The organism is Acinetobacter sp. YH12105 (assembly GCF_013419095.1).
Lineage (GTDB): Bacteria > Pseudomonadota > Gammaproteobacteria > Pseudomonadales > Moraxellaceae > Acinetobacter > Acinetobacter pseudolwoffii.
The window spans coordinates 25,829-39,030 of the sequence record NZ_VPAU01000014.1 but is presented as its reverse complement, the minus strand read 5'-3'; the positions used below and the strand labels follow the sequence as shown (position 1 = coordinate 39,030).

General features: G+C 43.3%; 10 protein-coding genes and 2 tRNA genes. 3 read left to right on the top strand and 9 right to left on the bottom strand.

Annotated features, from left to right (window positions below; genetic code table 11):
• Window positions 1-17: 17 nt before the first annotated feature.
• The 8 genes from FTU44_RS10870 to pyrC all read right to left on the bottom strand — a co-directional run bounded on the left by FTU44_RS10870 (window position 18) and on the right by pyrC (window position 7,529).
• A complete protein-coding gene (locus FTU44_RS10870; protein ID WP_180050681.1) occupies window positions 18-923 on the bottom strand; it encodes an alpha/beta hydrolase in 906 nt (301 codons plus the stop codon).
• 81 nt (window positions 924-1,004) lie between these two features.
• Window positions 1,005-2,417: an amino acid permease gene (locus FTU44_RS10865; RefSeq protein ID WP_005096383.1), complete on the bottom strand. Its 1,413-nt coding sequence runs from the start codon at window positions 2,415-2,417 to the stop codon at window positions 1,005-1,007.
• Between the two features lie 112 nt (window positions 2,418-2,529).
• Window positions 2,530-2,605 (bottom strand) — tRNA-Glu (locus FTU44_RS10860).
• A 209-nt stretch (window positions 2,606-2,814) separates the two neighbouring features.
• The gene (locus FTU44_RS10855; RefSeq protein ID WP_005096385.1) at window positions 2,815-2,964 is read right to left on the bottom strand and encodes a hypothetical protein; all 150 of its coding nucleotides are present in this window, start codon (window positions 2,962-2,964) and stop codon (window positions 2,815-2,817) included.
• Window positions 2,965-3,044: 80 nt separating this feature from the next.
• Window positions 3,045-5,591 (bottom strand): TonB-dependent siderophore receptor, encoded by a 2,547-nt coding sequence (locus FTU44_RS10850; RefSeq protein WP_180050678.1) that lies wholly within the window; start codon window positions 5,589-5,591, stop codon window positions 3,045-3,047.
• A gap of 163 nt (window positions 5,592-5,754) precedes the next feature.
• Window positions 5,755-5,830, bottom strand: a tRNA-Glu gene (locus FTU44_RS10845).
• Window positions 5,831-5,850: 20 nt separating this feature from the next.
• Window positions 5,851-6,510 carry a ribonuclease T gene (rnt, locus tag FTU44_RS10840; RefSeq protein WP_034608604.1) on the bottom strand — a complete coding sequence of 220 codons (660 nt, stop codon included), beginning with the start codon at window positions 6,508-6,510 and terminating at the stop codon, window positions 5,851-5,853.
• Window positions 6,495-7,529 carry a dihydroorotase gene (gene pyrC, locus FTU44_RS10835; RefSeq protein WP_100534379.1) on the bottom strand — a complete coding sequence of 345 codons (1,035 nt, stop codon included), beginning with the start codon at window positions 7,527-7,529 and terminating at the stop codon, window positions 6,495-6,497. The genes rnt and pyrC overlap by 16 nt, the downstream gene beginning before the upstream one ends.
• 151 nt (window positions 7,530-7,680) lie before the next feature.
• Here pyrC and FTU44_RS10830 point away from each other — a divergent pair, with 151 nt between their 5' ends.
• Complete coding sequence (locus FTU44_RS10830) at window positions 7,681-8,961, top strand: diguanylate cyclase (RefSeq protein ID WP_180050675.1); 1,281 nt, start codon at window positions 7,681-7,683, stop codon at window positions 8,959-8,961.
• Between the two features lie 65 nt (window positions 8,962-9,026).
• Here FTU44_RS10830 and argG read toward each other — a convergent pair whose 3' ends face one another.
• Window positions 9,027-10,367 carry an argininosuccinate synthase gene (argG, locus tag FTU44_RS10825; RefSeq protein WP_100328771.1) on the bottom strand — a complete coding sequence of 447 codons (1,341 nt, stop codon included), beginning with the start codon at window positions 10,365-10,367 and terminating at the stop codon, window positions 9,027-9,029.
• A gap of 248 nt (window positions 10,368-10,615) precedes the next feature.
• Here argG and FTU44_RS10820 point away from each other — a divergent pair, with 248 nt between their 5' ends.
• On the top strand, window positions 10,616-10,969 hold the full coding sequence (locus FTU44_RS10820) for a hypothetical protein (RefSeq protein WP_100534377.1): 354 nt from the start codon (window positions 10,616-10,618) through the stop codon (window positions 10,967-10,969).
• A gap of 140 nt (window positions 10,970-11,109) precedes the next feature.
• Entirely contained in the window at window positions 11,110-13,146 is a 2,037-nt protein-coding gene (locus FTU44_RS10815) for an NADPH-dependent 2,4-dienoyl-CoA reductase (RefSeq protein ID WP_180050673.1), read from the top strand.
• Window positions 13,147-13,202 lie beyond the last annotated feature (56 nt).

Genomic DNA, 13,202 nt, shown 5'->3' with positions numbered 1-13,202 from the left:
ATGGAAAATGACTTAAATTAAGCTGAATTTTTAAGCAATTCCAGCATGGCAGCTAACACTTGGGGATGCTGTAAATAGCCCGCAATATCATGTGGACGTTGTACAAAGGTACGAATTTCCTGATTGATAATGGCAGGCTGAAAATTAAATGAAGCTGCTGAGAGTGGAAATGCGGTGAGAAAATCATCATGTGAATAGAAATTTATCCAATCGCCTGAAATTGCAGCAGGTCTTATCATTGGTTGCGGAAGATGCGCCTGAATGACACGAAATGCCAGTGGTGATCCGAGGGTAATAAAACGCTGGATATTCAGTTCTGGATGTTGAAGCAAATTATTATAGGCGATCACGCTGCCCAGCGAATGTGCCACCAGAATCTGTGGTTTGCTGCTATGCAGTTGATGATGAATGCGCCGATGAACTTCCTGCATAAAAGTCGGATTGGCCAAATAAAGATAGGTTTCCAGCAGGAACTTATGCAAAAAACTGGCGTGTAAACTGGGGAAATAATTAATGAGTACCGCAAAATCCCGCAAGGCAATATCTTTGCTTAATGCTGTAATAAAATTCAGCTTTTGATCAAAGTTGAGTGTCTTATCTGGATTTAACTGGGGCACATCACAAACTTGATATTTGCACTGATTGGTTGGTGGTACGGCTTGCCGCTGTGCCGGATGTAGAAAAGGGAAATGCGGCCATTGCTGCGGCATTAAGGTGCTGGCATTGAGTAGATTATGCAAATGATGTCGAGAGAGTAAATCACCATAAAAAGGGATACGGATATGCCGTTTTAAATAGCTAAAACGGGCTTGCTGTTGCGGGTTATTTCTGAGGCCTCTTTTGAGAAGATGCAGCCAATGTTGGCGTAATGAAGGCGCCGTATACTGTTGCTTGTTCATGCCGTGAATAAATACAATTTTCATCGACGCACCATTGAAGCTGCCCAATATACAATTAGTATAGACAAAAAAGAGCGACCGAAGTCGCTCTTTTAAAGCTGATGCTTAAGACTTGTTATGGTAGAACGTATAATAACTGGCATAGCAGGCTGCAATAAACAGCAGACAGCCAAAGAAGCTGATGCGCATTGATGGATCAAAGACCATACTGACACAGGTAATAAAACAGAACACGAAGCCTAAAATCGGCACAATCGGAAACAATGGTGCTGCAAAGCCCAGTTCTTTGACCGTGCGACCCTGTTTATACCACTGCCGGCGGAAGTTGAACTGACTTAAACAAATACTCATCCAGACCACCACCATGGTAAACGCCGCAATGCCCAGTAGGTTGGTAAAGATGGTTTCTGGCGCAAACTGTTCAGACAGCAGGCCTGGCAATGCACCGAGCATGGTCACCATGACTGCAATATACGGTACACCGCGAGCATTGAGTCTTGAGAATACGGCAGGTAACTGTTTGCTGTAGGACAATGACCACATCATACGAGAAGCGGCAAATAAGCCCGAGTTGGCAGCAGAAAGTAACGCAGTGATAATCACAAAGCGGATGATGTCTTCAGCATAAGGAATACCGATGTGCTGGAATACTGTTACGAATGGACTGCTACTGACACCTTCAGCTGCCAAGCCAGCTTCCTGATGCGGGAGTAAGGCCGTCACCACGATAATCGTCCCCACAAAGAAAATTAATAAGCGGAAAATTGCAGTATTAATGGCTTTAGGGACATTTTTCGCAGGATCTTCAGTTTCACCCGCCGCAACACCAATCAGCTCTGTACCCGAAAAGGCAAAGTTCACGATCAGCATGGTCGCAAAAATCGGGAATAGACCTTCAGGGAACCAGCCCTGGGCCGTCAGGTTGGTAAATAGAGGCGCAGCTTCGTAGCCCTGATAGCCCAAAACACCAAAGATGGCCAGTAAGCCCAAAACAATAAAGGCAACAACAGTGACTACTTTCACCAGTGCCAACCAGAATTCGGATTCGGCAAACCATTTGGTCGAAATCATATTTAAGCTAAATACAAAGACACCAAAAATAATGGTCCATAACCACATGGAAATATCCGGGAACCATTCCTGCATCAGCAAGGCGGCTGCAGTAAATTCGGTTCCCAGAGTGACAGACCAGGTCAGCCAGTATAACCAAGTGATGGTATAGCCTGTACCCGGTCCAATATAACGTTTGGCATAAGCACCAAATGAACCAGATTCTGGCATATGAACAGCAAGTTCGCCCAGACAGAGCATAACCATGTAAGCGATAATGCCGCCCAGGAGATAAGCAATAATGGCACCTACAGGCCCCGTTTGTGCAATGACTTCACCCGACCCTAAAAATAGGCCTGTTCCGATTGCGCCACCAAGCGAAATCATGACCAGATGTCGAGTACTCATAGCGCGTTTTAAAGGCGCAGAATTGCCCTGATGCGTAGCATCATTCGGAGATGAGTGCATAGGAGTTGAAAAAAATCAGAAGAATGAAGCGAGTTATTGTAGTGAAAAACTATAAATCTGCAATGTATTAATAATAATTTTGAATAAGGCTTGATCGTATGCGATCAATAGATGGCGTCCCTACGGGGATTCGAACCCCGGTTACCGCCGTGAAAGGGCGATGTCCTAGGCCTCTAGACGATAGGGACGTTGCGAGGTGATGCGTATATTAAGGACTCAATTGGTTTTTGTCAAAAGGCTTTTATATAAAAAAGCGCTAAAAGTTCAAACATTAAACAGGAGTAATGCATTAATTTTATTGAGGGCTTAAATAAATCGAATGATTGGGCTTATTTGCTCGTCATTTAGGCGGAAAATGAAACTCCCGCGGCTGGCAGGAGTTTAAAACAGCCAGATTTTAATGATCGGGTGTTTGGTATTCTGTCGGGTTATGCACAGGAGCAGTCTGCTCGGCAGGTGTTTCTACTTTCTCTTCACGGTTCACGATATAAAGATAAAGCAGTGAAGGAGCTAAAATCAGTAAAACCAGTAAGATCTTTTTTAACATGGCACATAGACAAAGTACGAAATTGCATTAATTATAGCCTAAGCAAATTAAAAAGAGCACCGGAGTGCTCTTTATAAAACTTAGAATTTGAAAGTGACATCGGCGATAAACTGGCGGCCGATTTCAGAGTACAGTTTGCTTCCATTCACATATAAATTATTGCGGTTAGTAATATTATTTACCGTTAAGCCAAAAATCGCTGAATAATCTTTTGAAACTTTCCAATCATAGGTGGTGCGCACATCCCATGTAAAACGAGGTTTTACATCTTGTAGCGTATAAGTATCGATTTTAACGCCATCATGCACCACTTTGTCAGCAGAGCTCGCTTCTAGCACTTGCTCATAGGTGTCTTTATAGCTAAAGAAGTTGGAAATTTTTAAAGGAAGAGAATCAAAGCCAATATTCCACATGACACGTGCAGTAATCGGTTGGTTATAGTTTGATGCAGGGCGGTCACCATAAGGCATAATTTTGCCATCAAAGGAAATCAGCTTCTGAAGATCTTCTTCGGTAAAGTTTTCCGTATAATCTGGTGCGCTACGGTACACATCCGAGTAATTGACTGCTAAGCCTAAATCATGTTGAGTGCCTTTAAATTTAAGTGGCTCAATCGTATTAAGTTCTAGCGTTACGGTATCATTTTCGCCATAACCGCTGTTATCAAACTCATAAGAATAAGTAAAATAGTCGTTTGGAATATCAGTTCTATTACGGGTGATTTCATCATCATACTGACGATTCACCCATTTTAAGCTGAGATTGGTGTTTTTAAATTGGCTATTAAACCCAAGGACAAATTCATCTGCAAATGGGGTTTTAAGATCCTTGCGGCGTGTATCATTGGCTGAAACTTTTACTTCTTCAACCCATTCAGAATTTTGATCAGCACGGCTGATGTCAAAATCTAATGAGGTCAGATGTTGACGCAAGTCCGTCATATATGTTGGGGCATTATAGTAGCGGTTCCAACCTGAAGTCAGGGTTAATAATTTATTGGAAAAAGGCTGATAACTAATGCTGCTACGTGGTGCAAAGTTAAGATTATTATTTGATTCATCATAATCAGCACGCACACCTAAACGGGCATTGAGGTTGTTCCAGCGAATATTATCTTCTAGATACAAGGCTGCTTGATGATATTGACCAGCAAAGCTGCCTGCTTTGTATATATTGCCCTTTTTAAAGTATTGACCATCAAAGACCGTAGGGACTTTATTGTTCAGGAATACAGCTGTGGTATTTTCATCGCAGAGAGGATCATTGATTTGACATTGTTGACCTTTAAGATCAAACAAGTTTTGGGTTTTCCCTGATGTTACGCCATAGAAAGTTGAAAAATCTTTGGTACGTTCCCATTGCACATCATCATAATGATAGGCAAAACCGGCGCTGATTTGATGGTCGGTGTCTGCAAATTTAAAGTTATTAAATAGCGCATCTAACCCATAACTCACAGAAGATTGTTTTAAATCAATATCTGCAGAGGTTGCACCTTCCCATACTTTTTCAGTATTTGCCCAGTCTTTGCTCCCTGCTGCATACATCCAGTTCACACCGCGATCAGATGATGATTCACGTGCATTGTCAATTTGCTGGTAATTGAGCTGGTGTATTAATTGTCCCCAATCTTGTTTTTGTTGCATCTCTGCGAAAATCAAAGCTGATTGATTATTGGTGCTGCTGTGAGAGTTACGACGTTTGTCTGCGTAAGTATTGTCTTCCAAATCACCTAAAGCGAAACCGAATTTCATACTGGTGTCTGCATTTGGATCGACATACAAGGTTCCACCGACATTGGTATTACGTTTTTCTTGATCAATTTGTTTTGGTGCAGGTAAGCCACTTTCAACAGGAATTGTTGATTTACGTTGTGAAGCATAGAGATCTAAGCCATAAACCTTTGAAAGTTTAGCAAAAATATTGGCACTAACACCTTGGCGAACATACTCTTTTTGGTTTGACTGGGTTGATGCACCTTCAAAGAGTCCTTTGTCTGCATCAGTTTTTAAGTGGTAGCGGTTCCAGTCACTTTCTGTATAGTCATAAGTGATGCTACCATGGACTTTGCCAATTTCAGATTTAGGCGCACAGGTTTCTGCCTGAACCACACCACCGGTGAAGCCACCGTGTTTTGCACTAATGTTGCTGTCTAATACTTCTAAATTACACAATAAATCGGTGTTGATTGCCACACCTTGTGAACCGCCAGACACTGCACCGTAGTTGGTTGTTCCTGAACCAGCAGGGTCGAGGTTATTGCTGTTGCTGACGCCATTAATCACAAATTTATTATTAAATGATTGTGCACCATGAATCGAAATTTCAGCCGGTTTTAAATCAGCTTGTGAGTTGGCTGCCATATGTTCATTGCTAAACTGCACATTCGGATTCACCTTTAAAAAATCAGTTATATTCTTTGAGCTATTCGGTATTTTTGCTAAATCTTCTTTGCTATAAACCGTTTTCCCAACTTCATTCGCTTGCTGAGCTTTGACAATAATCGTGTTGAACTTAAGCGTTGCCTCATTGGGGGCAGATTCTTGATAACTGGATTCTTCTGCGAAACTAGAGGTTGATAAAGCTGCCAATATAGCAAGTGAAAGTGAAGAGTAGGCAAAACGCATGGGAAGGTTAAATCTTTGAAAGATAATGAAAGCGATTATCATTAACTTGATTGCCATAATCAATAGTAATGAGAATTATTTGCATTAATTGGGCTTTAAATGTGTAAGATTTAAGCAGCTTAAGTCGCTGAAAAATAAAAATATGAAAAGAGAGGAAAATAGATGGCGTCCCTACGGGGATTCGAACCCCGGTTACCGCCGTGAAAGGGCGATGTCCTAGGCCTCTAGACGATAGGGACGTTTAGAAGATGGCGGTATCTTATTGATCCGCCACCAGAGTGTCAAGCAGGTGAGGCGCGAGTTTGTTTAAAATATAGCAAAACAGTTCAGCCGTCTTCTGTGTGTCATATAACGCAGAGTGAGCTTCTTTGCCATCAAAATCGATCCCGGCCTGAATACAGGATTTCGCCAGTACGGTTTGACCAAACATCACCGCACTCAAGGTCACCGTATCAAACACAGAAAAACTATGGAACGGGTTCTGGTTTTTGGTGCCGGTACGGGCAATTGCTGCCTGAACAAAACCTAAATCGAAATGTGCATTGTGACCCACCAAAACCGCATGGGTACAGTTTTGCTGACGGCGCACGTCATTGACCGATTTGAAAATACGCTTTAATGCGGTTTTTTCATCTTCAGCCATGGCAATTCGCATCGGATTTGACGGATCAATGCCGATGAATTCCAGTGACCTACGATCGAGGTTGGCCCCTTCAAAAGGATTGATATGTGCATGGTAAGCTTGACCCGGCACAAACTGGCCATCCTCATTATAAACAATCGGAATGGCCGCAATTTCCAGCAATGCATCAGTCTGTGCATTAAAACCTGCCGTCTCGACATCGACAACTACAGGTAAGAATCCACGAAAACGTTGACCAATGATTGGGAGGGTTTCATTTGTCACACTTTTCTCCATTGAATGGTTTTACCCGCATAGAGCGGAATAATCTGTTCACCATCCAAATAGTCTAAACTTTCAGGGATTACTTGATCTTCTTTAACCAGTGTAATGGTGCTGGTATTACGTGGCAGGCCATAGAAGTCTGCACCAAAGTGGCTGGCAAAACCTTCCAGACGTTCAATTTTACCCACTTGATCAAATGCCTGAGCATACAGCTCAATGGCAGTCGGCGCACTATAACATCCTGCACAGCCACACGCATTTTCTTTTGCATTTTTTGAATGTGGTGCGCTGTCGGTGCCTAGGAAAAATTTAGGATTGCCACTAGTCGCCACTTCCAGCAAGGTTTGCTGATGGGTTTGACGTTTTAATATTGGCAAGCAGTAGAAATGCGGCTTGATGCCACCCACCAGCATGTCATTGCGGTTGAACAATAAATGTTGCGGGGTAATGGTTGCAGCGACATTACGGTCTTGCTCAAGCACAAAGTTTGCTGCTTCGCTGGTAGTAATGTGCTCTAACACCAGTTTCAGCTTAGGGAACTGTCTGAGCAAGGGTGCGAGGACTTCATCCAGAAAGCGCTTTTCACGGTCAAAAATATCGATATGGTTATGCGTCACTTCACCGTGCAGCAATAAAGGCACCTGATGTTCTTCAAGCTGCTCAATTACGCCATACACTTTACTCATGTCGCTGACACCACTATCAGAATTGGTGGTTGCACCCGCAGGATAGAGCTTGATGGCATTGACATGCGCAGATTCTTTGATCTTTTTAACTTCACTTGCCGGGGTGTTGTCTGTGAAATACAGCACCATACGCGGGTCGAAATTTATCCCTTCAGGTACGTGCGCCATGATGCGTTCACGATAGGCATTGGCCTCTTCAACGGTTTTAACGGGTGGTACCAGATTCGGCATACAGATTGCGCGAGAAAACTGTCTGGCTAAATCGGGAACAGTACGTTGAAGTGCTAAACCATCACGCAGGTGAACGTGCCAATCATCTGGCTGGAGAATCGTAATCGTATTCAAGGCAAATTCAGTCGAACAAATAAAACAAATGATAATCCATCTATAGCAAAAATGGTAATGAGAAAGGGCTACAAAATAAGGGATATCTATAAATTAATTTGAAAAAGTATGTTATTTTAAAATTACTAAAAAAATTACATAAATACTTGCAATGGAATACAAGTACAGTTTAGCGAAATTACAAGATGACAAGGAAAACATAGAAGAATTAATTACACGCCAAAGTCAGCGTGTAGGCCCGGTCTTCCCTCAACATCTGGAACAGGAATTCTGGACAAAAAATCTGGAACGTGCCCGCAAACATGTCGAAAAATATGTTTGGGGTGGGGTATTGGCTTATTTTATTTTTCTGGTGGTGATGATCCCCACAGATTACTGGATTATCAGTAAAGAATATTTCGTGCATGATTTTGTGCTGTCTATGTTCGGGCTACTGAATGGCGGTATGTCATTAATTCTCTTTTATATGTTTTCCTGTTTACCCAAGATCAAGCGCTTTTTTCCGCAAGCTTCAATGCTGCTGGTATTCTGGATGCTGGTGTCGATTTCCTGTATCACGATGTTGGTTAAAACCCCAGCGTTACAACACCAGTCGATGGCAATCGTCACCATTATTTATATTCTGGGTTATATCCTGACCGGTATTAAGCCTGTACAGATGCTGGTCACCGGACTGGTCGCTGCAGCAACGACCATTATTGTATTATTAATCATGGCCATAGACTTTAATCCGCTGGTTTTTGGGCGAATTCTGATTGGGAGTTGCTTACTGGGTTATGTAATTAGTCATATGATTTTCGCGCGTGAGCGTGTGATTTTTTTATATAGTATCCGGGCCAGAATCAGTGAGCAGATCCAGCGTATTCATACCACTGAATTATTACATTTAAGCCAGTATGATGAACTGACCAAGATTTCCAATCGGAGAACCTTCGATGAAACGCTTGAAGTGTATTTTGAACGGGCCCGTCGTGAAGACACTGCCTTGGCGATTCTGTTTATCGATGTGGACTTTTTTAAAAACTATAATGATTTTTATGGGCATCAGAAAGGCGATGATGTTATTTCAACCATTGCCAGAACTATCAAGAATGCGATCCGTCATATGGACTTTGTGGCGCGTTATGGCGGGGAAGAGTTTGTTGTGTTATTGCCAGAAACAGATGCACATGGTGCTTATGCCGTAGCTTCAAATATTTTCAAGGCGATTGACCGTCTGGAAATTCCCCATGAAAAATCTTTGGTTGCGAAACATATTACCATCAGTTTAGGCATTACCGTCTATCGTGGTGAAACATATACTGATAAAGATATATTATTGGGAATTGCAGATCAGGCGTTGTATCGTGCCAAGCAGCTTGGGCGCAATCAGATTTATTATCAATCACTTCGTTCCGTCAACTCAGATACCGCCAATGGCTCGATGCTTTAAACATCAAGAACAACTATCCATAAAAAAACCGCTCATCAAGAGCGGTTTTTTAACAAAAACAAAACTTAGTTTTTGTCTTTCAGTTGTGGCACTGCAGATGCTGTACCCACTGCAAGCAAACCAGTTTCTGTATAGATGCCAAGTTTTGCGCGGGTATCGGTAATGTCCAGATTACGCATGGTCAACTGACCAATACGATCCATTGGAGAGAACATAGAATCACCTTTCTCCATGGTCAAGCGCTCAGCTTCATAGGTCAGGTTAGGCGACTCAGTGTTCATGATGGTGTAATCATTACCACGACGCAGTTCTAAAGTCACAGTACCGGTCACGGCTTTAGCCACCCAACGCTGTGAAGTTTCACGCAACATCAGCGCTTGAGAATCGAACCAACGGCCTTGGTACAACAAACGGCCTAAACGTAAACCGTTGATGCGGTATTGTTCGATGGTATCTTCGTTATGAATACCGGTCACAAGACGCTCGTAAGCAATATGAAGCAGCGCCATACCCGGAGCTTCATAAATACCGCGAGATTTTGCTTCGATAATACGGTTTTCGATTTGATCCGACATACCTAGACCATGACGGCCACCGATACGGTTTGCTTCAAGAATGAATTCAACTGGATCTTCGATACGTTGACCGTTGATCGCAACAGGGAAACCTTCTTCAAAAGTAATCGATACTTCTTCAGCTTTAACTTCTACGTCATCTTTCCAGAAGGCAACGCCCATGATTGGATCCACGATTTTGATGCCCGCATTCAGGTATTCAAGATCTTTGGCTTCATGGGTCGCACCCAACATGTTTGAATCTGTTGAGTAGGCTTTTTCTTTTGACATTTTATAGTCAAAACCGTTGTCGATCAGGAACTGCGACATTTCTGCACGGCCGCCAAGCTCATCGATAAAGGTTTGGTCTAGCCAAGGCTTGTAAATTTTAAGCGCAGGGTTGGTCAACAAACCATAACGGTAAAAACGTTCAATGTCGTTACCTTTGTAAGTAGAACCGTCACCCCAAATATTGACGTCATCTTCTTTCATGGCAGTGACAAGCATGGTACCTGTAACAGCACGACCAAGAGGAGTCGTATTAAAGTAAGGAACACCGCCAGTTGAAATGTGGAACGCGCCACATTGAATTGCAGCAATACCTTCTAATGCAAGCTGTAAACGGCAGTCGATTAAGCGTGCTTTTACTGCGCCATAAGCTTCAGCTTTTTTTGGAATCGCATCGTAATCGTCTTCGTCTGGCTGACCCAAGTTCGCTGTGTAAGCATAAGGTTCAGCGCCTTTTTGTTTCATCCACAAAAGAGCAGCAGAAGTATCTAGACCACCAGAGAAGGCAATACCAACTTTTTTACCTACTGGGACATTCTGCAAGATAGTTGCATTATCAGACATTGTTCATCCTAATGATATGAAATAGGCACGCCAGAATTGGTGGCCTGAAAAAATACATATTGTCTCAATTGTATCATTAATTTATTTAGGTTTGCTTTAGAAAAGAAAAACTCGTTTTAAAATCTATATTCAATAGGCTTAAATAATCATAAATTGCACGATTTTGAGCAGAATCCTGCTAAAAAATTAAAAATTCGCTATATTCAGCCGAATAAAGTTAAAAACTCAGATAAAACAGGAATAAATGCATGGCGACTCATATCCCACCCTTACCTAATTTAAATCCTAAAACCAAGAATGAAACGCTGGCACTGTTGCATGGGATTTATGCCGGTCTGATTGGTTTTAGTACACTGGTATTTTTATATCTGGAATATCAGCAAGCCAGTATTTCTACGCTGAGTTTAGGTATGGTGCTGCTGCTTTTAGGCGGCCTGGTATTTTTTAATATACAGGCCAGCATCAAAGTCAAACAGGGCAATGGTTCAGGACGGACTTTATCCAGAATTATGGCCATCCTGATGCTCCTGAGTTTTCCGATTGGTACAGTATTGGGCGTGATTGCATTATGGAAATCTAGCGCGCGACAATGGCAGGATTAATCCGCCAAATAGAAAGTGATCCTCTTCTAAAGATTGATATTTGTGCCTGAAAATGCTGAACTCCGGGTCATAAAAAGCCACTGAAAATCAGTTAAAGTAAGGGAATGACTTGCTCAGCCAAATATAATCAGGGATTTGTTATGACTACGACGCGCTATGCCAACATTTTAAAGCCACTGCATTTGGGTTTTACCACCATTAAGAACCGGGTGGTGATGGGGTCGATGCATACTGGCCTAGAAGATCGTTTTTATAATTATCCCAAACTGGCTGCGTATTTTGGTGAGCGTGCAAAGGGTGGCGCAGGTCTGCTGATTACGGGTGGAATATCGCCCAACCGTCAGGGCTGGTTGTTACCGGCGGGCGGTACCATGAATACTTTGGGGGACATTGCGCCGCATCGTTTGGTGACGCATGCAGTGCATAAGCATGGTGCCAAAATTCTGTTGCAGATTCTGCATGCCGGACGTTATGGCTATCAGCCTTTTGTGGTCTCGGCCAGCCCGATCAAGTCGCCGATTTCTCCCTTTAAACCACGTGAAATGTCAGATAAACAGATTCTGAATACCATTCAGGATTATGTCAGAACGGCCAGTATTGCCAAAAAAGCCGGCTATGATGGCGTAGAAATCATGGGTTCTGAAGGCTATTTGCTGAATCAGTTTTTAAGCCGGCATGTCAATCAGCGTGCTGACCGTTGGGGTGGCCTGATCGAAAACCGGATGCGTTTTGCCGTAGAAATTGTCAAAGCGATTCGTGAGGAAATTGGCGAAAAATTTATTATCTGTTTCCGTTTGTCGCTTCTGGATCTGGTACATGATGGCAATACCATGCAAGATGTGATTACCGTGGCTAAAGCTTTGGAAAAGGCGGGGATTACTTTACTCAATACCGGTATTGGCTGGCATGAAGCACGTATTCCCACCATTGTGACTTCTGTACCGCGTGCAGCTTTTGTCGATTATACCGCTGAAGTGAAAAAGCACGTGGCGGTGCCGGTCATTGCATCGAACCGGATCAATATGCCAGATACTGCTGAAGAAATTCTGGCTTCCGGCCAGGCAGACATGGTGCAGATGGCACGTCCATTCTTGGCAGATGCCTTCTGGGTCAATAAAACCGCGACCAATCGTGTTGATGAAATCAATACCTGTATTGCCTGTAATCAGGCCTGTCTGGATCATACCTTTAAAAACCAGCGCGCAACCTGTCTGGTCAATCCACGTGCCGGCTATGAAACCGAACTGGTCTATGTCAAAACCAAAAAAGCCAAAAGTATTGCAGTGGTCGGTGGTGGTGTTGCAGGGCTGTCTGCGGCCACAGTCGCAGCCAGTCGCGGGCATGATGTGACGCTGTTTGAGGCCAGTCATGAAGTGGGTGGACAGTTTAATCTGGCTAAAGTCATTCCGGGGAAAGAAGAGTTTCACGAAACGATTCGTTATTTTAAAGTCCAATTGGAAAAAACCGGCGTTGATGTGCGATTAAATACCCAAGTGAACCGTGAACAGCTGGAGCGTGAAGGTTTTGATGAAGTCATTGTCGCGACTGGTGTCGTGCCGCGAGCGCTTAAGATCGAAGGCAGTCAGGCACCGCAAGTCTTGTCTTATGCAGAAGTACTACGCGGTGCGCCAGTCGGAGATCGTGTTGCAGTCATTGGTGCAGGCGGTATTGGTTTTGATGTGTCCGAGTTTTTGTTAAAGCCGCCGCATCAGGTACAGCCGCAACCTGTGAATGAATGGAAACGTGAATGGGGTGTAGACCCGAATCCAAATTATGTCAGTGAAGGCGGCATGCAAGGTGCAGAAATTGAAGCACCTATTCGTGAAATTTATTTATTACAACGTAAAAAGACACCGCTTGGCGCTGGCCTAGGCAAGACTTCAGGCTGGGTACATCGTGCCCAATTAAAAAAACACGCGGTGCGCATGTTGCGCGGTGTGCAATATAAATCTGTTACCGATGAAGGCTTATGGATTGAGGTGGATGGCCACGCTCAATTATTGCGTGTGGATAGTATTGTGGTGTGTGCAGGACAGGAGTCGGTAAAAGATTTGATGCCACTTGCCGGGGAAAATACCTTGGCACAATATCATATTATTGGTGGGGCTAAACTGGCTGCCGAGCTGGATGCCAAGCGTGCCATTCGTGAAGGAGCCGAATTGGCCGCCAAATTGTAGGGATTTGATGAAACTATATGCAGTTAATCAGATTCACTGTAACTTTCACTTGTCAG